This is a genomic window from Pseudomonas sp. KT_2_4 (genome assembly GCF_041410225.1).
GTDB lineage: Bacteria > Pseudomonadota > Gammaproteobacteria > Pseudomonadales > Pseudomonadaceae > Aquipseudomonas > Aquipseudomonas paracarnis.
The window spans coordinates 2,241,834-2,264,163 of record NZ_CP166962.1; the positions used below are offsets into that span (position 1 = coordinate 2,241,834).

Below are 22,330 nucleotides of genomic sequence, written 5' to 3' on the forward strand. Positions count from 1 at the left end.
CACAAACTTGTAACCATAAGTGCCATTTTTGTGTGCAACTTAATATACAACGCACCAAAACGTAACATCTCTCTGCGCCAATGGCGCCGTCTATAAATAGCCCTCCAATTAACAAAAAAATAAATACCTGTTCAAACGGTCAACTTATAGTGCCCGCAATTCAGTAAGTTATTCACAATCTATATAAAAACGAAATTAGCCAAGATTTTCATATATCGAGAATTGGCACGCATATGGCTTAGGCAGAAGTACGCTTTGTATACAATCAATACAAAACCTACATACACTTTGCCATCCGCCGCTTTGCTGCAGATGCGCTGGAGCCTGCCGGAATGCGTACAAGTCTCTCGAACACCCTCGCACTGGATCTGCCCTCCTCCCCGTTAAACCCTGCGGCCGCCGGCCCCGGCCCGCTGGTACTCAGCCCGCGCCTGCACAACAAGGACCTGGCGCCCACCAAGGTCGAAGGCCGACGCTGGGGGCGCTATAGCATCTTCGCGTTGTGGACCAATGACGTGCACAACATCGCCAACTACTCATTCGCCATCGGCCTCTATGCATTAGGCCTGGGCGGCTGGCAAATATTGCTGTCCCTGGGGATCGGCGCGGCGCTGGTGTACTTCTTTATGAACTTGTCGGGCTACATGGGGCAGAAGACCGGTGTGCCGTTTCCGGTTATCAGCCGTATCAGCTTCGGCATTCATGGGGCGCAGATTCCGGCGTTGATTCGGGCGGTAATTGCGATTGCCTGGTTTGGGATCCAGACCTACCTGGCCTCGGTAGTTTTCCGCGTGCTGCTGACCGCCATTCATCCAGGCTTTGCCGATTATGACCACGACTCGATTCTGGGGCTGTCGACCCTGGGTTGGGCGTGCTTTGTGGCGATCTGGCTGGTGCAGTTGGTGATTCTCGCCTATGGCATGGAAATGGTACGTCGCTATGAAGGCTTCGCCGGGCCGGTGATTCTGCTGACCGTGGCCGCACTGGCCGGCTGGATGTACTTCCAGGCGAACGGGCAAATTGCCTGGTCGATCCGCGAGCCCCTGAGTGGCGGCGAGATGTGGCGCAATATCTTTGCCGGCGGCGCGCTGTGGCTGGCCATCTACGGCACCTTGATCCTCAACTTCTGCGACTTCGCCCGTTCCTCACCCTGCCGCAGGACTATCCAGGTCGGCAACTTCTGGGGCCTGCCGGTGAATATCCTGGTGTTCGCCGCCATCACCGTGCTGCTGTGCGGCGGGCAGTTCCAGCTCAATGGCCGCGTGATCGAAAGCCCGACCGAAATCATCGCGGCGATCCCCAACACCTTCTTTCTCGTGCTCGGCTGCCTGGCCTTCCTGATCGTCACCGTGGCGGTGAACATCATGGCCAACTTCGTCGCCCCGGCCTTTGTATTAAGCAACCTGGCGCCCAAGTACCTGAACTTTCGCCGCGCCGGACTGATCAGCGCCTTCGTTGCCGTGCTGATCCTGCCGTGGAACCTCTATAACAGCCCACTGGTGATCGTGTATTTCCTCTCTGGCCTCGGCGCGCTGCTGGGGCCGTTGTACGGGGTGATCATGGTCGATTACTGGCTGATCCGTAAAAGCCAGGTGGATGTGCCGCAGCTGTACAGCGAAGACCCCCAAGGCATTTATTACTACAGCCGGGGGGTGAATATGCGTGCGGTGGCGGCGTTCATTCCGGCGGCGGTGATCGCCATCCTGCTGGCGCTGTTGCCGGGGTTTGCCAGCGTCTCGCCGTTTTCCTGGTTGTTTGGCGCCGGCATTGCAGGGTTGCTGTACCTGCTGATTGCCAAGCGTCAACCGCACTACGCCGATGTCAGCGGCGAAAGCATTGCCGTCGATAACGTCAGTCATTAAACAAGGACTTTCCATGCGTATCCTCGTGGTCAACGTCAACACCACCGAATCCATTACCGACACCATTGCCCAGCAAGCACGGGCCGTGGCTTCACCGGGCACCGAGATTGTCGGGCTCACCCCGTACTTCGGCGCAGAATCGGTGGAAGGCAATTTTGAAAGCTATCTGGCAGCCATCGCCGTGATGGATCGGGTAATGGCCTACGACCAGCCCTTTGATGCGGTGATCCAGGCCGGCTATGGCGAACATGGCCGTGAAGGCCTGCAGGAACTGCTCAATGTGCCGGTGGTGGATATCACCGAAGCGGCGGCCAGCACCGCGATGTTCCTGGGGCACGCCTACTCGGTGGTGACCACCCTGGACCGCACTGTGCCGCTGATTGAAGACCGGCTGAAACTCGCCGGCCTCTACCAGCGCTGTGCTTCGGTGCGCGCCAGCGGCATGGCGGTGCTGGAACTGGAAGAAGACCCGCTGGGCGCCACGGAGGCCATCGTGCGCCAGGCCGAACTGGCCATCCGCGACGACAAGGCCGAGGTGATCTGCCTGGGCTGCGGCGGCATGGCCGGGCTGGATGAGCAGATCCGCCAGCGCACCGGGGTGCCAGTGGTGGACGGAGTGACGGCGGCGGTGATGGTGGCCGAGTCGTTGGTGCGGTTGGGGTTGTCGACCTCGAAGATCAGGACGTATGCGGCGCCGCGGCCGAAGAAAGTCATTGGATGGCCGGGCAAGTTCGGGCGGTAGACCGATGCGCCTGCATCGCGGGCAAGCCCGGCTCCCACAGTGATCGCAATCCAATGTGGGAGCCGGGCTTGCCCGCGATGGCCACGACTCGATGCAAGGCCCTGCTCAGATGGCACTGAATCGTTGAGCCAGTTTCTGCTCGGCGAACTGCTCAATAATGAAATCCACAAACGCCCGCGTCTTGCCCGGCAGCAACTTATGCTCGGCGTAGTAGATGGAAATATTACCGTCGTCCACATACCAATCGGGTAACACTCGCACCAACGCACCGCTGTCCAGGAACGGCACGGCCATTGGCATGCTCACCAGCGCGATGCCAAGGCCCTGGGCACTGGCGCAGCAGGCGGCTTCGGAGTCGCTCATGGTCATGGCTGGCTTCAGTACCAGTGGGCTGTGCTCGCGCTCACGGTGGGTCAGTTGCCATGAACGCACCCGGCCAGTCTGCGGCGAGCGAATCAAGATGCCGAGGCAGTGCGACAGGTCGTCGGGCGCCCGCACCGGCAGGCGGCGCGCCAGGTAATCCGGCGACGCCACCAGCACCCGGTGCGCCGGGGTCAACTTGCGCGCCACCACGCCTTGGGGCAGATCAAACCCGCCACCGATGGCCGCATCGAAGCCTTGCCCGATCAGGTCGACCTGGCGGTTATCGAAATGCCAGTCCGGGCTGATATCCGGACAGCGCTGCATGAATTCGCCCAACAACGGCACCACATACCGATTGCCGAACACTGGCCCCATGCTGACCTTGAGCGTGCCCACCGGCCGCCCTTCGGCACTGGCCAGGTTGGCGACCGCATTCTGAATGGTGGTGAGGCTGCCGCTGACTTCCGCCAGGAACATCTTGCCGGCTTCGGTCAGCGCCAGACGCCGAGTGCTGCGCTGGAACAGCCGCACCCCGAGGCGCGCCTCCAACTTGGCAACGCTTTTACCCACCGCTGCGGGAGTGAGGCTCAGGTGCCGTGCAGCCTCGGCAAAGCTGCCACCCTCGGCGCTGCGCACAAAGCATTCGATACTGCCAAAGCTTTCCATATCGCTCCACTCTAAACTTTTGGTTTACACAGACTATAGCAACCACGGGCTACCGAGCTGCGCGGGTGAGGTCGATACTCGCTCCATCAACTACCTCGGAGATCGACATGACCACACATAACCTCACCGGCAAAGTCGCCTTGATTCAAGGCGGTTCCCGCGGCATTGGCGCCGCCATCGTCAAGCGCCTCGCCGCCCAAGGGGCAGCGGTTGCCTTTACCTACGTCAGCTCGGCCGCCAAGGCTGAAACACTGCAGAACGAGGTGATCGGCGCAGGGGGGCAGGCTCTGGCGATTCACGCCGACAGCGCCGATGCCACGGCGATTCGCGCGGCGGTCAACGCCACGGTCGAGGCGTTTGGACGCCTGGATATCCTGGTGAATAACGCTGGCGTGCTGGCCATCGCGCCGCTGGACGAATTCAAGCTGGAAGACTTCGACCAGACCTTGACGATCAATGTGCGCAGCGTGTTTATCGCCACCCAGGAAGCCGCCAAGCACATGGGCGAAGGTGGCCGCGTGATCAATATCGGCAGCACCAACGCCGAACGCATGCCCTTTGGCGGTGGCGGGCCCTACGCCATGAGCAAGGCGGCGCTGGTGGGGTTGACCAAGGGATTGGCGCGGGACCTGGGGCCACGGGGCATCACCATCAACAACGTGCAGCCTGGGCCGGTGGACACCGATATGAACCCGGCGAACAGTGATTTTGCCGACAGCCTGATCGGGTTGATGGCGGTAGGACGGTATGGGCATGTGGAGGAGATTGCCAGTTTTGTGGCCTATCTGGCCGGGCCGGAGGCCGGCTATATCACGGGCGCCAGCCTGACCATCGACGGTGGTTTCAGCGCCTGATTTTGCAAAACCGCACACCAAATGTGGGAGCGGGCTTGCCCGCGAAGGCGGTGTGTCAGTGCGACATCTGTCACTGCACTACCGCTTTCGCAGGCAAGCCAGCGCCCACATTTTTGACCGCGCGGGGTCAGGCCATGGGGGGCAAGCCGTAGGCGGCCAAATCAAAGTCGGCGAGCTTGCGAATAATCTGGTCAGCATGCTGGTACTTGCTGTCAGCCATCGCCTCATCGGGCACCGCAATAGCGGTCATGTGCGCAGCCTTCGCCGCCGTCACGCCGAACGGCGAGTCTTCGAACACCAGGCAATCCTCAGGCGCTACACCCAACCGGCGCGCGGCGGTGAGGAAGATATCCGGCGCTGGCTTGGCGGCGCCGACTTCCGGGTCATCGGCAGTGACGATGGTGTCGAACAGGCCAAACCATTCACGGTGCAGGGTGGTCTTGTGGCCAAACGAGTTACGCGATGAACTGGTGCCCACCGCAATCGGAATATTGTGCGCCTTCAGGTGCCGCACCAACGCCTCGGCGCCGGGCATGCCCTGGGCCTTGGGAAAGCGCTCGCTCATCAGCGGTTCGCGTATTTCCAGAAACTCGGCGGGCGTGATCGGCAGGTCCAGGGCCTTGACCACGTAATCGGCCAAATCCTGGGCACCCCGCCCAATGATGTGCTGCTTGATGCCCCAGTCGTAGGTACGACCATAGCGTTCGGCAATGATCTGCGTGACTTCGGTGTAGATGCCTTCGGTATCCAGCAACAACCCGTCCATATCGAAAATCACGGCTTTGATCGGGACAGCGGTACGCGGTGCATTCATCACAACACAACCTTGGGGCGAGGACTAAAAGGATTCAGCACAATAACGGCCCTCGTTGCCTGCAAGCAACCTTCGTGGGCCTTCCGTTGATTCATACCACGCAACAGTTTTACCCGTCGGCGCTGACGGCGGCCGTCTAGGGTTTGAGAGGAAAACGTCATGACCCGTTGACGCGGATCTGAAAATACCGATTGCAAACCTTATAAAAGACTTATTAACCTCCCATGAATTCAATCCAATGGACGCGAAAAGCCGTCAAACAATTGCTTCGGTTGCATTCGTATCATCAGCAACAGGTACGCGATGCCGTGTCCGCTCTTGAACACATGCCCGATGCAATCAACGTCAAGGCGCTGGTTAACCATCCTCACAGCTATCGCTTGCGGGTAGGTCATTACCGGGTCCTTTTCGACTGGGACGGCAGCATCCAGGTCGTCAGCATCCAAGAGGTTAAAAAACGTGACGAGCGAACCTACTGCCGTACAGATCATCCACAATACGCAGGGCGAGCCAGCCTATGTGGTGATTCCCTATGAACACTATGTGGCGCAGCAAAACGATCCAAACCTGATCCCCCATGCGGTAGTCAGCCGCCTGGTGGATGGCGCAACACCTATTCGCGCGTGGCGCGAGCACCTGAGCCTGACCCAGGAAGAAGTCGCCAAACGCCTGGGTATTTCACAATCGGCATTTGCCCAGCAGGAAGCGGTCAGCAAACCCCGCCGCACCACGCGGGAAAAAATAGCCAAAGCGTTCGGTATCAATGCCAGTCAACTGGAGCTATAACGGCGCGCTGCAAAAATTCACGTCCCCCTTCACCTCACATCGAGCTCAAACATGCTCTACCGCCTAGCCGCCGACGGCCTTGTGCTGTTCCACCTGGCCTTTATCCTGTTCGTGCTGTTCGGCGGCCTGCTCACCCTGAAGTGGCCCCGGGTAATGTGGCTGCACCTGCCCGCCGTTGCCTGGGGCATCGCGGTAGAGGTGCTGCACCTGCCCTGCCCCCTTACACGTTGGGAAAACCTGTTTCGCCACTTGGCCGGGCAGGATGGTTATGGCGGTGGGTTTATAGAGCACTACATCCTGACGCTGATCTACCCCGCCGGGCTGACTGCGAATACTCAATTAGTGCTGGGGGCCGTGGTGGTGGTGGTCAACCTCGCCGTGTATGCACGCCTGATCAAACGCAAGTAGGCAGGCAACCCAGGCCAACCAGGGTGGCCTCCACCGCCTGTTCCAGCGGTGTGTGGGGCTCATGGCCGAGCGTCGCGAGCAGGCGCTGGTTATCCAGGCGCAACGGTGTTTGCCACAGGTAGCGCATCTCCTGCATCTCACGCACGGTGACGACAAAAGGCGCCGCCCAGTTCAACAACCACCAGGGAAACGCGCCGACCCTGGGTTGCTGGCCCGTCCTGCGCAGCACCACACGCTGGATCGTCTTAGCCATCTGCGTACCGTCCGCATCCATGTACCCAGCCATATGAAAGCAGGCGAAGGCGCCAAGACTGGCACGACGCTCAATCAACTCAAGCATTGTACGCGCTACGTCCGGCAGATAAGCCCATTGATGGGCCACGCCGTAATCGCCTGGGTAGCGGATGGTGTGCACCGGTTTGCCGGGTTTGACCAAGCCTTGGGCAAACCAGTTATTGGCCACCCTGGCGCCGAAAAAATCCCCAGCGCGCACAATCACCACCCGGGCGCCCTGAGTGGAAGCGGCTCGCAAGCGCTGCTCCATCTGCACACGGATCGCGCCCTTGCGAGTCAGCGGGTGCTGGGGTGAGTCTTCGTGCAGCACAGGGAATGCATCCGGCCCGAAGTTGTAGACCGTGCCGGGCAGCACGACTGTCGCGCCTTCGCAGATGGCCGCCGCAATGGAGTTGTCGATCATCGGCAACACCCACTCGGCCCATTTGCGATAACCCGGCGGATTGACGCCGTGCACGATTACCGCGCAGCCCCGGGCGGCCGCGATCACGTCGTCGCGATTCAGGGCATCGCCTTTTAGCCACGTAAAAACAGGATTTTGGCTGCGAGCCTTGATCAGATCCCGAGTCAACGCCCGCACCTCCCAGCCCGCCGCGCTCAACTGCCGCGCCACTTCGCCACCAATGCCACCGGTTGCACCCAAAATCAGAACCTTGCTCATCACCCTCTCCCACTGTTGGTTGATGAGGGTATGTTGGATGCGGAACAGCTATAGAGGAATTGCCCAAGAGTATCGAGCCGCTATACATTTATGTATGGCTACGAATATCGGTTGGGAGCTTTACCGGTCATTTCTCGGTGTACTCAAGGAAGGATCGCTGTCGGGGGCCGCACGGCAGCTCGGCATCACCCAACCCACGGTAGGGCGGCACATCGCCGCGCTGGAAACGGCGCTGGGCGTCGTGTTGTTCACCCGCTCGCCCTCAGGCTTATTACCCACTACGGTCGCCCACACACTGCGGGCGCATGCAGAAACCATGGCGCGTACCGCCGCCGCCCTTGAACGCGCCGCCTCGTCCCAAGGCGATGAGGTGCGCGGCGTGGTACGAGTATCGGCCAGTGAAGTGGTGGGTGTGGAGGTACTGCCGCCGATCATCACGCAATTGCGCCGGGAACACCCGCACCTGAAGGTGGAACTGGTGCTGACCAACCGCTTGAGCGACCTGCTGCAGCTGGAAGCCGACATTGCCGTGCGCATGGTGCGCCCCAGCCAGGAGCAGCTGCTGGCGCGGCGTATCGGCCTGATCGAAGTCGGCCTGCATGCCCGTGACGATTACCTGCAGCAACACGGCATCCCCCAACACATGCACGACCTGGCCGGCCACTCCGTCATCGGCTTTGATCAAGCCACTGCATTTATCCGCAGCCTGGCAATCAAGGGTTTTGAGCGCAACGCCTTCGCCATCAGTAGCGACAGCGACCTGGCGCAATTGGCAATGATCCGCGCCGGTGCCGGCATCGGTGGGTGCCAGGTACAACTGGCCCAGCGCGACCCACGTCTGCGCCGAGTGCTGCCTGACGGCTTCGCGTTTAAAATGGACACTTGGGTCAGCATGCACGAAGACCTGCGCAACAGCCCACGCTGCCGGGTGACATTCGATGCACTGGTGGCAGGTTTGCAGCGTTACGTACAGGCTTGAGACAGCTGCGCTGGTGAACAATCAGCGCACCTCAATCCGTTCGCGGTCGCCCCATGTCCGAAGCCTTCGAAGTTCCCAGCCCCCACGAAAAACACCTTGAACACACCACCGAGCATGCTCACGGCCGCGGCGATAGCTTTGCCAGTCGTATCGCCGTGATGACCGCGATCATGGCGACCGTCGGTGCCATGCTCAGCTATCAGGCCGGCTCCAGCGAAAGTGAAGCTGCGATGGACAAGAACAACGCCGCCATCATCAAGACCGAAGCCGCTAACCAGTGGAACTACTACCAGGCCAAATCCAGCCGCCAGAACCTGGCAGAACTGGCCAGCCATATTCCCGGCGTGGATGCGGCGCATTACCAGGCGGAGATCGAGCGCTACAAGCGCCAGAAGGAAGAAGTGCGTAAACAGGCCGAAACGCTTGAGGCCACTTCACGGGACTGGGACCACAAATCCGAGGAAGCGCTGCACCAGCACCATCGCTGGGCCCAGGCGATGACGGCGATTCAGATCGCGATTTCATTGGCGGCGATTACCCTGCTCACGCGCAAGGAATGGCTCAAACGCATGTCGTACACCGCCGGCGGGGTGGCGGTGATGTTGGGTGGCCTGGCGTGGCTGCATCTCTGACACGCCGAAGAATAAATGTGGGCGCTGTCGAGCCCCAACCAGGCTGCAATGGGATCACCGCGCAGTACCCGCCAGACTGCGACCCAGCCTCGCTGATTGATTTCAATCTGCCAACTGAGCGCTTAGAGTGTCGCCCCCCCGAGAATTGAATCTCGAGATTGAACCTATGGAGTTATGAGTGAAATACGTCAGTAAAGTCGTTGCAGCAGCCGTACTTGGTTTCACCCTGGCAGGTTGCACCGGCACCGCCATGAAAACCCAGCAATACGACGCCAGCCAATACACCGTCCTCGGCCACAGCGAAGCCAGCGCCACCGGCATCATGCTGCTGGGCGTCATCCCCATCGGCCAGAACAACCGCTTCGTACGCGCCCAGGATGCAGCCATCAAGGCCAAGGGCGGCGACGCGTTGATCAACACACAAGTGCAGGAAAAGTGGTTCTGGGCTTGGGTATTGAACGGCTACACCACCAAAATCTCCGGTGATGTGATCAAGCTGAAAACCGCGCAATAAAGTACGAAATTGCCAGGGCGCTGACCCCGGCAAGCGACGTATCATGGGCCTGACTTTCGAGGATGGCCCATGAACCTCAGCATCATTTACGCCCTCGCGGCCGCCGCCCTGTTCGGCGCCAGCACCCCGCTCGCCAAAAGTCTTGGCCTGGGCCTCTCGCCCATCCTGCTCGCCGGCCTGCTCTACCTCGGCAGCGGCATTGGCCTTGCCGGTGTGCGCTTGATCCGTGATCGCGGCTGGAAACCTACCGGGCTAACCCCATCGGAATGGCCCTGGCTACTTGGCGCCATCGCCTTCGGCGGCCTCCTCGGCCCCGTTGCACTGATGTTCGGCCTGACCCGCACCACCAGCGCCAGCGCCTCCCTGATGCTCAACCTTGAATCGGTACTGACCGCCGTGATCGCCTGGGTCGTGTTCCGCGAAAACGCCGACCGACGCATCGTCCTCGGCATGCTTGCCATTGTGTTGGGCGGCGTGGTGTTGTCGTGGTCCGGTGCTGACAGCAGCCATCAGGACTGGACCGGACCGCTCGCCGTTGCGCTGGCGTGTTTGTGCTGGGGCATTGATAACAACCTGACGCGCAAGGTGTCGGCGTCTGACGCGCTCTTTATCGCTGGCGCCAAGGGCTTGATTGCGGGGTTGGTGAATTGCAGCCTGGCACTTTACCTGGGGGCGCAGATTCCGGGCGTGGCGCAACTGGCGCCGATTCTACTGGTAGGTTTCCTCGGCTATGGCATCAGCCTGGTGATGTTCGTGCTGGCCCTCCGCGGGCTGGGCAGCGCGCGTACCGGCGCTTACTTCTCCACGGCACCCTTTCTCGGTGCCGCAGTGGCGTTGCTGGCATTTGGCGAGTCGGTGACCGTGGCGTTCTGGATTGCTTCGGCGCTGATGGCCGTAGGCGTGTGGCTGCACCTGACGGAGCGGCATGCCCATGAACATGTGCATGAAGCCACGGAACATGGGCATCGGCATGTGCATGATGAACATCACCAGCATGAGCATGGGTTTGAGTGGGATCCGGCGCAGCCGCACAGTCATGTGCATGTTCACAAGGTGATGACTCACAGCCACGCGCATTTTCCGGATGTGCATCATCGGCATAGGCATTGATGATCGTTTGGTACGAAAAGACTTCGGTATTCTCCAATCCTGAAGCCCAGTGGGAGTGGTTCCAAACATTACAGTGCAGGCGAAGGCAGGTATGATCCAGGCCAACCCGGCCCGACTGGACCTACACACATGCCTGCCTCCGACACCCGCCCTACGCCCGCGCCATTCCTCAAGCCCGGTGAAACCGTGGTGTTGTTCGACGGGGTGTGCAAGCTGTGTAACGGTTGGGCAAGGTTTCTGATCCGCCACGACCACCAACGGCGCTTGCGATTAGCCGCCGTGCAGTCACCCGAGGGTCAGGCGCTGCTGGCGTGGGCGGGGTTGCCGCTGGAGCAGTTCGACACCCTCGCAGTGATCCGCGATCGGCACTGTTGGGAGCGTTCGGAGGCGGTGTTGGAAATCATTGCGCAACTGCCTGCCCGCTGGCACCCAATGCTGCTCCTGCGCGGCATCCCGCGCTTTCTTCGGGATTGGGCTTACGACCGCATCGCGCGCAATCGCTATCGGCTGTTCGGGAAATACGATACCTGTCTGTTGCCGAATGCGGATCATGAACAGCGCTTTTTAAAGGATCAGCCATGAATTCCCTGGTGCGCATCAACTGGATCGCCCGGGGCGGCCTGGCTTTCATGTTTGCCTACCATGGGCTGGTGCCAAAGCTGCTGTGGCTAAGCCAGGGTGAGCGGGCAATGATCCAGGCGCACGGGATCGAGCAGGTGCAGTTGTTCGCCACGCTGGCGGGGGTTGGGGAAATTGCCCTGGCGATATGGATACTGCTTTCGCCACGCAGTATCTGGCCGCTTGTAGTGGCTGCGACTGCGCTGGCGGGGCTGCTGGTGGATGTGGCGGTGTTCAGCCCGTCGATGCTCAGGGAAGCGTTTAATCCTGTGTCGCTGAATGTGGCGGGTTTGGCGTTGTGTGCGGTGGCTTGGAATACCAAGCCCTGAACGGCATTTATTTCAGCCCGAGTGCCTCAAGTGCAACGGCCAGCGCTGATGTCAGCCACACAGCAACAGCCCAATCAACTGCCATGGCGTCATCTTCGTGACCATGATCAGCACGATCACAAACATCCCAGAGAAACCCAAAACACCCATCCAGAACCATTGCCTATAGACGCCGCGGTATCCATCACCAAGCGCGCTGCACGTCTCAACCGCACTGAGCGCCATCTGCTGCAAACGCTTCTGCAGCACCAGCACCGGCAGCCAAAGAGCCCCCACACACAGGAAGATGATCAGCGAAGTCAGCACCCATTCGGTGGTCAACCCAAGTCCGGCAAGCTTGACCAACACAAAGCCGGTAATGATCTGAATGACGCCCGCCGGCGTAGTGATCCAGGTATCGAACTGCACCACCATCCGCGCCACATGGGCAATCACTTGCGGGTTGGCCGTACGGCTCGCGGCGATCAGATACAGATACGAGCCCATGCCGAAGCCAAACAGGAAAATCGCCGCGATGATGTGGATGTATTTCAGGCTCAGATAGAGCATGGTCAGCCCTGCCCGTCAGAGAAATGCACGGCCAGGCTGAGGTTCGCCGGGTCGTTGATAGCGGCCATGTATTCGTCGACGGTGATTTCGCCAACGCACGGCCGCGCACCGGGTTCAGGCACATAGCCTTGGGCGACTTTAAGGGCCAGAGCAACGGCGGCGCAGCTGGGGATTTCCGGGCCTTTGTCATTCAGCGCCGTCAGTTGCACCGCCAGGGACAGCGGTTGCCCTTCTGCACCAAGGCCTTTCACGTCGATGTACATCGCGCTTTTGCCATCGCCAAAGCGCTCGAACCAAGTACCCAGCCGATGCAGCCGCGCAGCCCAGGCAAGATGGTCACGCACCACGCCCCACCGCAGCGCCTGGGCCAGCAGACAGTTGGCGACACCGCCAAGCTTGAGCCCCGCACCAGCCTTGAAGCTCAGGGTGTGGGCACCATAGCGGCCAGCAAAGATGTCCATGTCGGGCACGTCCACATTCGCCAACACCCGCGTGCCAAGCTCAGGCATTTTGCGCAGCGTCAGGTCCTGCCAGCCCAGCACTTCATGCACCTGGCCATGCCTGAGCTGCTTGATGGGTTTGCCCGCGTAAGCCAGCACACCTTCGACGGTGGACAGGCCCGGCATCTTGGCCGAGGAGGAAATACCGTGCTCGATCGAGTCGATACGGGTGAAGCGATAGCGATACTGATCGATGATGGCGGACGACAGCGTCGGCACCGAGCTGCACCCGCTAAGGATCGCCACGCCTGCCTGCCGTGCTTGTGCATCCAGCACGCTCACGCCGTTGACGAAGGTGCGGCAGTCGGACAAGTCGCAGTAGTTCACGCCAGCGTCGATGCAACTCTGGGCGACAGCATAGGACTGCCCCTGGAACGGGCCGCCGGTGTGGATCACCCACGTGATGTTCATCGACCGCAAAACGGAGGCGAACCCGGCTCCCATGGCATCGCCGCACCAGCCCTCGCAAGCGGTGTTCGACTGGCTTTTCAGCTCATCCACCTTGCGCTGCAGCTTATGAGGGTCGCGACCCGAGATCACCAGTTCAATGCCCGGCGCCAACACCAGATGCCGGCAAACGATGCTGCCGAAATTGCCGTAGCCACCGACTACCAACACCCTGAGTGTCATTCCATTCTTCCCTAAACAATCGATCATGCGCTGCGCCTGAGGCAGGCTGGCGGCTGAGGCGGCAAAGATACCCGATTTGCTTAACAGCTTGGGCCAGATCAACAGAGAGAGTGAGAAGAAGGACTACGGTTTTACAGAGCCCTGATCACCAGCCCGCCCCACAAGCCGTCTCAGACCACCTGCAACGGTTTACCGCGATCAATTGACTCCAGGCCAGCTCTCTACATATTCAATAGTGAAGTCCGGATAGGAATCGACAATCTGGATCTTGTAATCAGGATAGCTATCGACGGTTTGCCATTTCCCGACAGAATCCGGCCAGGAATCCACCTTCTTTACTTTGAGGTCGGGGAATTGATTCACCACCTTCACCTTGTAGTCGGGATAGCTGTCCACGAACTGGATCTTGCCGTAAATCTTCGACACATCGACCGTCGTACCGGCGTGAGCGCAAAAAGTGCAGGTCAACAGCAAGGAAGCGAGGGCAACTTTGAACATGAGTGCTGCATCCTGAAAAATTGAGGCGTCCAGTCTATCCGTAACCGCGCAGGCCGTGCCGAAAAACGCCTATCCCTTAAACTCACCCGCCCCATTGCCGACGGCGTCAACATACGCCACACACAACAACTCGGCGATCTGGCTTTTGACTGCTTTGGTCGATTCTGGGCGCGGGTTCACCTTTGTTGTTTCCGGACTTTCGATAGCAACCTTGAGCCGGAAATAACATGAGGGTTCCCGTCGGCGAAGTTAGCGATAAAACACAACGCTGTGCGGGCCATAAAGTAAATAAATTCGTCCCCTTTTCCCGCTGGAGCAACTCCAGCCAGCCGCCCGCAATCAACTCGCCCGCTCTATCGGCCAGGAATTGCGACGTAGCCATCAAAGACCGTGCTCAGCGCAGTGCACCAGAGATTCGTTACGAGCAACCTGAACTATTAGGGTTCATAGACATAGACCTTGATATAATTCGCGACGCCTTACTGACAAAACCAACTCAATGAACTCTTTTTGATCGAGAACTAAAATGCAAGGAAAGCAAAACATGGCAAAGCCAAACTACAAAATGATCGTAGGCTTGTGGGTGGCTGCTTTCATACTAGCGTTTGTATCACCTATCACAGCTGGCATATTCGGCAAGCCAGAAATAGCCATATCAACATTGATCCTAGGTGTCTTTTTGGCTCTCATCATGATACTTGACCTCAAGCAGGACAGAGTGATCAAAGGGTTATTCATTATAATGTTTGGCGTGTTATTTCAAACTTTATACTTGAAAATAATTTACATCTTTGTTCCTTCCAATACCATTCCGCAGCATTACAAAGATTACTTGGATATCTACTCGCAAGTATTATTATTTGCTTGCTCAGGAGCAGGCGGAAGTATCATTGCAGCTCACGCAGACAAAAGCTCTCTCGATAATGACTCAGCAGCCTCCAGCGAAAAACACACCTGCCATGACGTAGAAATCAAAAAACTAACCACCACAATTGAAAAACTCCATAAAAAACTTAATTCTATTATCACTGCGATCGCCTCATTAGGCATGATTATTATAATTCTGGCAGTCGCTATTTTTATCCGATAGTTCGCGACGCTTCGGCGGCATCAACCTAGAAGGCGACATCACCCACAAAGGTGACTACATCCAAACCAGGAGTCAGACGTAACCGGCCAAGTCCAGGTATCTAGTGATGTGATCGCAGCCGGCGTCAGTTTGGTCAAACACCCGCACACCGGCGTCAAGGCCGGCGGCGACCAGTCTGGGGTGCCGATCCATCATGAATCGACATACCGGCGGTGCTATCAGCGAGCGCTAGCACATCAGTCAGGCGATCACCGACATTCTGACCACACGCATTGGCACGCGTGGAATGCACCGCGAATATGACAGCCTGGTGCCAGAGCTGGTGGATCACCCTTCAACGACGTCAACCGTCTGCGCATACGAATAGATATGCCGTGCGCATGATCTAAGAACAGTAGGTTTTCCAAGCTCAAAAATTACAAACCCCCAGGTTTCTTTCGAAACCTGGGGGGGGGTTGTTTGCTTTGAACGAGGAGGAAGAAAATCAAAAAAATCTGTCCCCCTCTCCTTGCATTTTCCCGTCTGTAGGCTTGACTGTGGAAGCAGGCGGACAATATACCCATGCAATACATTATATTTTACTTGGCGCCAGCATTGAGCGCCTCCAGTATCACTTGGATATGGCTTAATCAGCGAGTTAACCTAACTACGGTTTTTTTGTAGCAGTGGCAAGTCTGCAGCTTTATTCCAAATAGGGAGCCAACTCATGGAATTCAAAATCCAAAAGGAATGTAAATATGACTATCACAATCACAAACGGCGCAAGCAGAGTTGTAAAAGTTGCAGTAAGTTCATGGAAGACTGATAGCAACCCCAGTGAGGACTACTTCTCAATAGAGCAAGGCAATAGCGACACGTGGTCGCGTAGCGATTCAAGAGGCTATTTAATGCTCGTCCAAGACCTCGCACAGACGAGCGAGTACTACGTCTCCTCCAGCAGCAAAATCGTTATCGAGGATGACCGTGTCAAAGATCATGGCCAAACTATTAGACCACTAACATCGATAAATCAGTGATAGGTGTCGGTAATACGCATGTGGAGGTCACTCAAAACAGGGGACAGCACCTGTACCGCCACCAAATCCTGTCGCAGATTTTTCCTGGTTGCTCATTGGGTCGAAATCAATAGAGATCAGCTCAACGAGCTGCGCACAGACGCCAGGGTGGATTGCTAATACGAAAAAGCGCCCCGTCGAGAGCCACCTGGCGGCGAGGCTGCCTTTCAAAAATCCGAATGGGGAACAAAGGGAGGGAGAAAATCATCAGGCACAAAAAAGCCCCGAAAAACGGGGCTTTTTCATAACAATGTGGCGGTGAAGGAGAGATTCGAACTCTCGATACAATTTCTTGTATACACACTTTCCAGGCGTGCTCCTTAAGCCACTCGGACACTTCACCGTATCTCGTCAAACCAGTTCAGTCTGTCGAGGCGCGCTAATGTAGTCGAAAGCCTTTCTGATGGCAAAGGTTTTTTTCAGAATTTTCATGCGGTTAGACCGTTATGCCATTCACCGCGCGGCAAGGGGTGGTGATTGTGCCATTCTCAGGCATCGGCGGCACGCGTCTGGGACGGTTGCTGCGCCCTGCTGCGGGCCGTCTACCCGTGGGGACGCGGGAAAAGCCTGACTGGGTAGTCAGTCACGGCGCTTTACCCGCGCGGGCGTGGTGAGTAACGTCTGCTCATCTATCTCTATAACAAGCCCTACAAGGAACCGCGTCATGAGTGAGTTGATTGCCTACCACTTCGAAGACGGTATCGCGACCCTGACCCTGAGCAACGGCAAGGTGAATGCCATTTCTCCGGCGGTGGTCAGTGAGTTTAATGCGGCGCTGGATCAGGCCGAGAAGGATCGGGCGGTGGTGATCATCACGGGCACGCCGGGGATTTTGTCGGGTGGTTATGATTTGAAGGTGATGACCGCCGGCCCTAAAGAGGCAATCAGCCTGGTGACCTCGGGTTCGACCCTGGCGCGGCGGATGTTGGCGCATCCGTTCCCGGTGATCGTGGCTTGCCCTGGCCATGCGGTGGCCAAAGGCGCGTTCCTGTTGTTGTCGGCCGATTATCGGATTGGCGTCGAAGGCCCGTTCAGCATTGGTCTGAATGAAGTGGCGATTGGCATGACCATGCACCACGCCGGTATCGAGCTGGCGCGGGATCGCCTGCGTAAGTCGGCGTTTCAGCGTTCGGTGATCAATGCCGAGATGTTTGATCCGCAAGGCGCCCTGCACGCAGGTTTCCTCGACAAGGTGGTTGCACCGGAAGAACTGCAAGCGGCTGCACTGGAAGCGGCGCGGCAGCTGAAGAAGATCAATATGAACGCGCACAAGCACACCAAGTTGAAAGTGCGCCGTGCACTGCTCGAAGCCCTGGACGATGCAATCATCCAGGATCAGGGCCATAGCCTGAGCTAAGCCCTACCCCTGCTGTGCCTGAGCCCGACCTTGAGTCGGGCTTTTTCTTACCTATAAGTGTGAAACGTCCGTAGCCGCTCTAGCTAGCCGTTATCGGCCCATGTGGAAACATGCGCTTAAACATCGGCTATCTCCTACGTCTGTAGGGGCAATTGCCGAATACAGTGCACATCCGTACACTGCGCCACCTTTTGTCCCGATGGGCCGTGTCGATGCTTTTTCTGTTGCGTATGTTGTTGATGAGCCTGCATTTTATGATCGCTGGCGTGCTGGGTGTGTTGGTCGGTGTGTGCCGGCCGTTCAATCCGGACAACAGCCGTCTCTGCGCTCGCCTCTATGCGTTGCCGGCCATGCGGATCCTGGGCTTGAACGTGAAGGCCGACGTCGACTCGCTGCGCAACAAGCCCGGTACCTGCGTGGTAATCGCTAACCATCAGTCCAACTACGATCTGTTTGTGCTCGGCAATGTAGTGCCGCACCGCACGGTCTGCATCGCCAAGAAAAGCCTGAAATGGGTACCGCTGTTCGGCCAGCTGTTCTGGCTGGCGGGCAATGTGCTGATTGACCGTGGCAATGCACACAAGGCGCGGCGTGCGATGCTGACCACCACGCATACCTTGCAGCATGAGGACACGTCAATCTGGGTGTTCCCGGAAGGTACGCGCAACCTGGGCAAAGGGTTGTTGCCGTTCAAGAAAGGCGCGTTCCATATGGCGATTGCGGCCGGTGTGCCTATCGTACAGGTGTGCGTCAGCAATTACGTGACGCAGATGAAGCTCAATCGTTGGGACAGTGGCAGTGTGCTGATACGCTCGTTGCCGCCGATTCCTACCTGTGGCTTGACGGTGGATGACATCCCTCAGTTGCTGCTGACGTGTCAGACGCAGATGGATGAGTGCATCGCACAGATGGACCGCGAACTGCAACGCGCGTAGGCGCACGCTTAGGGTGACGCGGAGCGTCACGGGCGGCATTCCCACGCAGAGCGTGGGAACGATCAGTGATATCAGCCAGCAACAACGGAACGCCATTCAGGCTAAGCTGCCCAACATCTGTCCTCTTGATAAGAAGTGATCAGCACCATGGGTAGAGTTGTTGCGGCTGCCGTCTACAGCGCCGGTAAGAAAGTCTCGGATATCACTCTCGATGAAGGCGCGGCCTGGGCCGCCAAACCTGGGCACTTTGTGTGGATCGGCCTGGAAGAACCCAGCGCCCAGGAACTGAACAACCTGCAACGCCAGTTCAACCTGCACGAGCTGGCGATTGAAGACGCCATGGAAAAACACAGCCGCCCGAAGCTGGAAACCTTCGGCGACGCGCTGTTTATCGTCACCTACTCACCGGTGCGCGAGAACGGCAAGCTGGAGTTTATCGAAACCCATATTTTTGCCGGCAACGGCTACATCATAACCGCACGCAACGGTCACTCGGCGTCCTACGGCTTTGTGCGCCAACGCTGTGAGGCGCGCCCGTTGTTGCTGGAGCATGGGGAAGATTTCGTACTCTATGCGTTGCTGGATTTTGTCACTGAAAACTACCAGCCGGTGAGCGAGGCGATCCACGCCGAGATTGATGAGTTGGAGCGTAACGTGCTGTGCAGTTCGCTCAACGAGCGCGATATCCAGCACCTCCACGGCCTGCGCCGCGATGTGTTACGGCTCAAGCGGCACGTGGCGCCAATGGTGGAGATCAGCCAGGAGTTGCAGAAGCTGAGCTTCCCGTTTATCGACAAGAACATGCGCCCGTATTTCCGTGATGTGCAAATCCACGTGACGCGGCAAATGGAAGACCTCACCACCCTGCGCGACATTGCCAGCCAGACCATCGAGATCGGTGTGTTGCTGGAGGCGTCGCGCCAGAGCGTGGTGCAGCGCAAGTTCGCCGCGTGGGCGGCGATCCTGGCGTTCCCCACGGCGGTGGCGGGGATTTACGGGATGAACTTCCAGAACATGCCCGAGCTGCAATGGCACTACGGCTATTTTGCGGTGCTCGGGTTTATTACCTTGGGCTGTACCGGTTTATGGGCCAGCTTCAAGCGTTCGGGCTGGCTTTAAGCCTTGGCTTCAGGCTGGTGCGCCACAAAGCGCATCATCCACTCCGCCACGGTCACGCCGTGGTGGTCGCGCTCCAGGCTGGCCACGCCGTTGCTGTAGACCTTTTCACCCAGGGTTGTCTGAAGTATTTCCAGCAACTCACGGGAATAGTCGTGAACAAACTCCGGATGGCCCTGGAAGCACAGCACTTGGTCGCCAATGTGATACGCGGCAAACGGGCAGAATTCGCTCGAGGCGATCACGGTGGCGTTTTCTGGCAAGGTGGTGACTTGGTCCTGGTGGCTGATCAATAGCGTCAGCTCCGGCACCTCGGGGCTCATCCATGGCGTCTTGGCATCCAGCTTGTAAGCGTGGGTGCCCATGCCCCAGCCCTGGCTGGCACGTTCGGCCTTGCCGCCCAAGAGCAGCGCGAGCAACTGATGGCCGAAGCACACGCCCAGCAGCTTGTCGCCGCGCTCATAACGCGTGAGCAGGTAGGTCTTGAGCGTCTGGATCCAAGGGTCGGTACCGAAGGAATCGGCCTTGCTGCCGGTGATCAGGTACGCGTCAAACACTTCGTCATCCGGTGGGTACTCGCCCTGCACCACGTTGTAGACCACAAACTCGGCGGCAATCGGTTGCTTGGCGAACAGGCGCTTGAACATCTGCCCATAGCCTTGGTACTCATCGATCAAAGCGGGGCGCAGAATATCGGTTTCCAGGATGCAGACGCGTAGCGACATAAAAAATACCTGACACGGCGATGGGAATATTGCACACCCCAGAGCCTGCCTTGAAATACACCTTCAAAGCAAGCTCTCCCCTCCTACATTTTAATTACCGGAACACTTCACCCTGCGCGGCTTTCTCCAACAACAACGCCGGCGGCGAGAAGCGCTCCCCATACTGCTCTGCCAGGTAGCGGGCGCGGGCGATGAAGTCGTTCAGCCCGTACTGGTTGATAAACTGCAACGCGCCGCCACTCCACGCGGCAAAGCCGATGCCGAAGATTGAACCAACGTTGGCATCCGCCGTGGACATCAACACGCCCTCCTCCACACAGCGCACGGTTTCGATGGCTTGGATAAACAACAAGCGGTCGCGCACGTCCTGGGGTGAGATTTGCTCGTCGGGCTGTTCAAACCGGGTTTTCAGCTCAGGCCACAGGTGCTTCTGGCCTCCAGCGGGATAGTCGTAAAAACCACCGCCGGCCGCCTTGCCCGTGCGCTTGTATTCGTTCACCAACAGATCAATCACCGCCGTCGCCGGATGGTTCGGCATAGCCTTGCCTTCGGCCTGCAGGTCCTTGGCCGTTTGCTGTCGGATATGGCTCATCAGGCTGAGGGACACTTCATCGGACACCGCCAACGGCCCCACCGGCATGCCGGCCTTGCGCGCTTCGGTCTCGATCATCGGCGCGGCCACGCCTTCGCCGAGCATGGCGATGCCTTCGTTGGTAAAGGTGCCGAATACCCGCGAGGTGAAAAAGCCGCGACTGTCGTTGACCACAATCGGGGTTTTCTTGATTTGCAGTACGAAGTCAAACCCTCGGGCCAGGGTTTCGTCGCTGGTGCGCGCCCCCTTGATGATTTCCACCAGGGCCATCTTGTCCACGGGGCTGAAGAAGTGCAGGCCGATGAACTTGGCTTGATCGGGCACCGCCGTGGCCAAGCCGCTGATGGGCAAGGTGGAGGTGTTGGAGGCGATCACCGCGTCGGCCCCCACCACACTTTGCGCCGCGGCCGAGACCTTGGCCTTGAGTGCGCGGTCTTCGAATACGGCCTCGATGATCAGGTCGCAGCCGGCCAGGCCGGCGTCATCCTGAGTAGGATGAATGCGCGCCAGGGTGGTTTCGCGCTGTTCGGCGGTCAATTGCCCACGGCTGACTTTCTTGTCCAGCAATGCGGCCGAATGGGCTTTGCCTTTTTCAGCGGCGGCCAGGGTGATGTCTTTGAGCACCACCTCGATACCCGCACAGGCACTGACATAGGCGATGCCCGCGCCCATCATCCCGGCGCCGAGCACACCGACTTTGCGCGTTGCATAAGGCGCAAAGCCCTGCGGGCGCGAGCTGCCGGCGTTGATTTGGTTGAGCTGGAACCACAAGGTGCCGATCATGTTTTTTGCCACTTGCCCGGTCACCAGTTCGGTGAAGTAGCGGGTTTCGATCAGGTGCGCGGTGTCGAAGTCCACCTGGGCGCCCTCGACCGCCGCACAGAGGATTTTCTCCGGCGCAGGGAAGCAGCCTTGGGTCTTGCTACGCAAAATCGATGGGGCAATGGCGAGCATTTGCGCGACTTTAGGGTGGGACGGCGTGCCGCCGGGAATCGCGTAGCCCTTGTTGTCCCAGGGTTGCCTGACGTCGGGATTAGCCAGAATCCAGGCACGGGCCTGTGCCAGCAATGCCTCGCGATCTGCCGCCAACTCATCAATCAGGCCCGCTTGCAGGGCCTGGGCGGGCCGCACCTTTTTGCCTTCGAGCAAATACGGCAAGGCTTTTTCCAGGCCGAGCATGCGCACCATGCGCACCACGCCGCCGCCCCCTGGCAACAGGCCAAGGGTGACTTCCGGCAAGCCCAGTTGCACGGACTTGTCGTCCAGCGCGACCCGGTGATGGCAGGCCAGGCAAATTTCCCAACCGCCGCCCAGGGCCGCGCCATTGATCGCGGCCACCACCGGTTTGCCGAGGGTTTCCAGGCGGCGTAATTGCGCTTTCAATACCAAGACACTGTCGTAGAACGCCTTGGCGTGGGCTTTATCGACCTTGATCAGCTCATTGAGGTCGCCCCCGGCAAAAAAGGTCTTCTTGGCCGAGGTGATCACCACCCCGGCGATCTCGTCCTTTTCAGCTTCCAGGCGCGTGAGGGTGGCCGCCATGGCTTCACGGTAGGCGGCGTTCATGGTGTTGGCGCTCTGGCCGGGCATGTCGAGGGTCAGCACCACGATCTGGTCCTGGCCTTTTTCGTAACGAATGGCATCGGTCATG

At 58.6% G+C, this 22,330-nt stretch carries 23 protein-coding genes, 1 tRNA gene and 3 pseudogenes; 18 read left to right on the plus strand and 9 right to left on the minus strand.

Annotated elements, in window-relative coordinates; translation table 11 throughout:
• Nucleotides 1-332 precede the first annotated feature (332 nt).
• Nucleotides 333-1,862 carry an NCS1 family nucleobase:cation symporter-1 gene (locus AB9N64_RS10240; protein ID WP_019820568.1) on the plus strand — a complete coding sequence of 510 codons (1,530 nt, stop codon included), beginning with the start codon at nucleotides 333-335 and terminating at the stop codon, nucleotides 1,860-1,862.
• 13 nt (nucleotides 1,863-1,875) lie between these two features.
• Nucleotides 1,876-2,604, plus strand: coding sequence for an aspartate/glutamate racemase family protein (locus tag AB9N64_RS10245; RefSeq protein ID WP_060767355.1), 729 nt, complete (start codon nucleotides 1,876-1,878; stop codon nucleotides 2,602-2,604).
• Nucleotides 2,605-2,709: 105 nt separating this feature from the next.
• Here the strand turns inward: AB9N64_RS10245 and AB9N64_RS10250 are convergent, their stop codons facing one another.
• Nucleotides 2,710-3,633, minus strand: coding sequence for a LysR family transcriptional regulator (locus AB9N64_RS10250; RefSeq protein ID WP_073452610.1), 924 nt, complete (start codon nucleotides 3,631-3,633; stop codon nucleotides 2,710-2,712).
• Between the two features lie 107 nt (nucleotides 3,634-3,740).
• Between AB9N64_RS10250 and AB9N64_RS10255 the strand changes: the two genes are divergently transcribed.
• Entirely contained in the window at nucleotides 3,741-4,487 is a 747-nt protein-coding gene (locus AB9N64_RS10255) for a 3-oxoacyl-ACP reductase family protein (RefSeq protein ID WP_060767356.1), read from the plus strand.
• 127 nt (nucleotides 4,488-4,614) lie between these two features.
• Here the strand turns inward: AB9N64_RS10255 and AB9N64_RS10260 are convergent, their stop codons facing one another.
• Nucleotides 4,615-5,301 (minus strand): HAD-IA family hydrolase, encoded by a 687-nt coding sequence (locus AB9N64_RS10260; RefSeq protein WP_014719511.1) that lies wholly within the window; start codon nucleotides 5,299-5,301, stop codon nucleotides 4,615-4,617.
• 224 nt (nucleotides 5,302-5,525) lie between these two features.
• On the opposite strand from AB9N64_RS10260, the pseudogene AB9N64_RS10265 reads away from it, so the two are divergent.
• The 3 genes and pseudogenes from AB9N64_RS10265 to AB9N64_RS10275 all read left to right on the plus strand — a co-directional run.
• Nucleotides 5,526-5,777 (plus strand): annotated as a pseudogene (locus AB9N64_RS10265) (type II toxin-antitoxin system RelE/ParE family toxin); the annotation flags it as partial.
• On the plus strand, nucleotides 5,761-6,087 hold the full coding sequence (locus AB9N64_RS10270) for a helix-turn-helix domain-containing protein (protein WP_014719512.1): 327 nt from the start codon (nucleotides 5,761-5,763) through the stop codon (nucleotides 6,085-6,087). The pseudogene AB9N64_RS10265 and the gene AB9N64_RS10270, both read left to right, overlap by 17 nt.
• 51 nt (nucleotides 6,088-6,138) lie before the next feature.
• Complete coding sequence (locus tag AB9N64_RS10275; protein WP_019820579.1) at nucleotides 6,139-6,495, plus strand: DUF2784 domain-containing protein; 357 nt, start codon at nucleotides 6,139-6,141, stop codon at nucleotides 6,493-6,495.
• Here the strand turns inward: AB9N64_RS10275 and AB9N64_RS10280 are convergent.
• The gene (locus AB9N64_RS10280) at nucleotides 6,482-7,450 is read right to left on the minus strand and encodes an NAD-dependent epimerase/dehydratase family protein (protein WP_200600968.1); all 969 of its coding nucleotides are present in this window, start codon (nucleotides 7,448-7,450) and stop codon (nucleotides 6,482-6,484) included. The genes AB9N64_RS10275 and AB9N64_RS10280 overlap by 14 nt on opposite strands.
• A 94-nt stretch (nucleotides 7,451-7,544) precedes the next feature.
• On the opposite strand from AB9N64_RS10280, the gene AB9N64_RS10285 reads away from it, so the two are divergent.
• The 6 genes from AB9N64_RS10285 to AB9N64_RS10310 all read left to right on the plus strand — a co-directional run bounded on the left by AB9N64_RS10285 (nucleotide 7,545) and on the right by AB9N64_RS10310 (nucleotide 11,632).
• Nucleotides 7,545-8,429, plus strand: coding sequence for a LysR family transcriptional regulator (locus AB9N64_RS10285; protein WP_014719515.1), 885 nt, complete (start codon nucleotides 7,545-7,547; stop codon nucleotides 8,427-8,429).
• A gap of 53 nt (nucleotides 8,430-8,482) precedes the next feature.
• The gene (locus AB9N64_RS10290) at nucleotides 8,483-9,061 is read left to right on the plus strand and encodes a DUF4337 domain-containing protein (protein WP_003193347.1); all 579 of its coding nucleotides are present in this window, start codon (nucleotides 8,483-8,485) and stop codon (nucleotides 9,059-9,061) included.
• A 178-nt stretch (nucleotides 9,062-9,239) separates the two neighbouring features.
• Complete coding sequence (locus tag AB9N64_RS10295; RefSeq protein ID WP_003193349.1) at nucleotides 9,240-9,575, plus strand: hypothetical protein; 336 nt, start codon at nucleotides 9,240-9,242, stop codon at nucleotides 9,573-9,575.
• A gap of 69 nt (nucleotides 9,576-9,644) precedes the next feature.
• On the plus strand, nucleotides 9,645-10,685 hold the full coding sequence (locus tag AB9N64_RS10300; protein WP_020302616.1) for a DMT family transporter: 1,041 nt from the start codon (nucleotides 9,645-9,647) through the stop codon (nucleotides 10,683-10,685).
• Nucleotides 10,686-10,814: 129 nt separating this feature from the next.
• Nucleotides 10,815-11,267, plus strand: a complete 453-nt coding sequence (locus AB9N64_RS10305; RefSeq protein WP_020302615.1) for a thiol-disulfide oxidoreductase DCC family protein — start codon at nucleotides 10,815-10,817, stop codon at nucleotides 11,265-11,267.
• The gene (locus AB9N64_RS10310; protein WP_020302614.1) at nucleotides 11,264-11,632 is read left to right on the plus strand and encodes a DoxX-like family protein; all 369 of its coding nucleotides are present in this window, start codon (nucleotides 11,264-11,266) and stop codon (nucleotides 11,630-11,632) included. Before AB9N64_RS10305 ends, AB9N64_RS10310 begins: the two co-directional genes overlap by 4 nt.
• Nucleotides 11,633-11,683: 51 nt before the next feature.
• Here AB9N64_RS10310 and AB9N64_RS10315 read toward each other — a convergent pair whose 3' ends face one another.
• From AB9N64_RS10315 to AB9N64_RS10325, 3 genes are all read right to left on the minus strand, one after another.
• Nucleotides 11,684-12,181, minus strand: coding sequence for a DUF2269 domain-containing protein (locus AB9N64_RS10315; protein WP_020302613.1), 498 nt, complete (start codon nucleotides 12,179-12,181; stop codon nucleotides 11,684-11,686).
• A gap of 2 nt (nucleotides 12,182-12,183) precedes the next feature.
• The gene (locus tag AB9N64_RS10320) at nucleotides 12,184-13,311 is read right to left on the minus strand and encodes a saccharopine dehydrogenase NADP-binding domain-containing protein (protein ID WP_032903085.1); all 1,128 of its coding nucleotides are present in this window, start codon (nucleotides 13,309-13,311) and stop codon (nucleotides 12,184-12,186) included.
• A 198-nt stretch (nucleotides 13,312-13,509) separates the two neighbouring features.
• Nucleotides 13,510-13,809, minus strand: a complete 300-nt coding sequence (locus AB9N64_RS10325) for a hypothetical protein (protein ID WP_003193360.1) — start codon at nucleotides 13,807-13,809, stop codon at nucleotides 13,510-13,512.
• A 544-nt stretch (nucleotides 13,810-14,353) separates the two neighbouring features.
• Between AB9N64_RS10325 and AB9N64_RS10330 the strand changes: the two genes are divergently transcribed.
• The 3 genes and pseudogenes from AB9N64_RS10330 to AB9N64_RS10340 form a co-directional block, all read left to right on the plus strand.
• The gene (locus tag AB9N64_RS10330) at nucleotides 14,354-14,899 is read left to right on the plus strand and encodes a hypothetical protein (protein WP_020302611.1); all 546 of its coding nucleotides are present in this window, start codon (nucleotides 14,354-14,356) and stop codon (nucleotides 14,897-14,899) included.
• 13 nt (nucleotides 14,900-14,912) lie between these two features.
• Nucleotides 14,913-15,088 (plus strand): annotated as a pseudogene (locus AB9N64_RS10335) (phage baseplate assembly protein V); the annotation flags it as partial.
• A gap of 46 nt (nucleotides 15,089-15,134) precedes the next feature.
• A pseudogene (locus tag AB9N64_RS10340) lies at nucleotides 15,135-15,259 on the plus strand (baseplate assembly protein); the annotation flags it as partial.
• Nucleotides 15,260-16,207: 948 nt separating this feature from the next.
• Here AB9N64_RS10340 and AB9N64_RS10345 read toward each other — a convergent pair.
• A tRNA-Ser gene (locus AB9N64_RS10345) sits at nucleotides 16,208-16,297 on the minus strand.
• A gap of 321 nt (nucleotides 16,298-16,618) precedes the next feature.
• Between AB9N64_RS10345 and AB9N64_RS10350 the strand changes: the two genes are divergently transcribed.
• The 3 genes from AB9N64_RS10350 to AB9N64_RS10360 all read left to right on the plus strand — a co-directional run bounded on the left by AB9N64_RS10350 (nucleotide 16,619) and on the right by AB9N64_RS10360 (nucleotide 19,365).
• Nucleotides 16,619-17,311, plus strand: a complete 693-nt coding sequence (locus tag AB9N64_RS10350; protein ID WP_003193445.1) for a crotonase/enoyl-CoA hydratase family protein — start codon at nucleotides 16,619-16,621, stop codon at nucleotides 17,309-17,311.
• Between the two features lie 212 nt (nucleotides 17,312-17,523).
• On the plus strand, nucleotides 17,524-18,246 hold the full coding sequence (locus AB9N64_RS10355; protein WP_032901594.1) for a 1-acylglycerol-3-phosphate O-acyltransferase: 723 nt from the start codon (nucleotides 17,524-17,526) through the stop codon (nucleotides 18,244-18,246).
• A 147-nt stretch (nucleotides 18,247-18,393) separates the two neighbouring features.
• The gene (locus AB9N64_RS10360) at nucleotides 18,394-19,365 is read left to right on the plus strand and encodes a magnesium and cobalt transport protein CorA (RefSeq protein ID WP_003193449.1); all 972 of its coding nucleotides are present in this window, start codon (nucleotides 18,394-18,396) and stop codon (nucleotides 19,363-19,365) included.
• On the opposite strand, the gene AB9N64_RS10365 is transcribed toward AB9N64_RS10360, so the two are convergent.
• Both AB9N64_RS10365 and AB9N64_RS10370 read right to left on the minus strand, forming a co-directional pair.
• Complete coding sequence (locus AB9N64_RS10365; protein ID WP_014719523.1) at nucleotides 19,362-20,087, minus strand: amidotransferase; 726 nt, start codon at nucleotides 20,085-20,087, stop codon at nucleotides 19,362-19,364. The two genes, AB9N64_RS10360 and AB9N64_RS10365, sit on opposite strands and share 4 nt — an antisense overlap.
• A 94-nt stretch (nucleotides 20,088-20,181) precedes the next feature.
• The gene (locus AB9N64_RS10370; RefSeq protein ID WP_371360237.1) at nucleotides 20,182-22,329 is read right to left on the minus strand and encodes a 3-hydroxyacyl-CoA dehydrogenase NAD-binding domain-containing protein; all 2,148 of its coding nucleotides are present in this window, start codon (nucleotides 22,327-22,329) and stop codon (nucleotides 20,182-20,184) included.
• Between the last annotated feature and the right edge of the window lies 1 nt (nucleotide 22,330).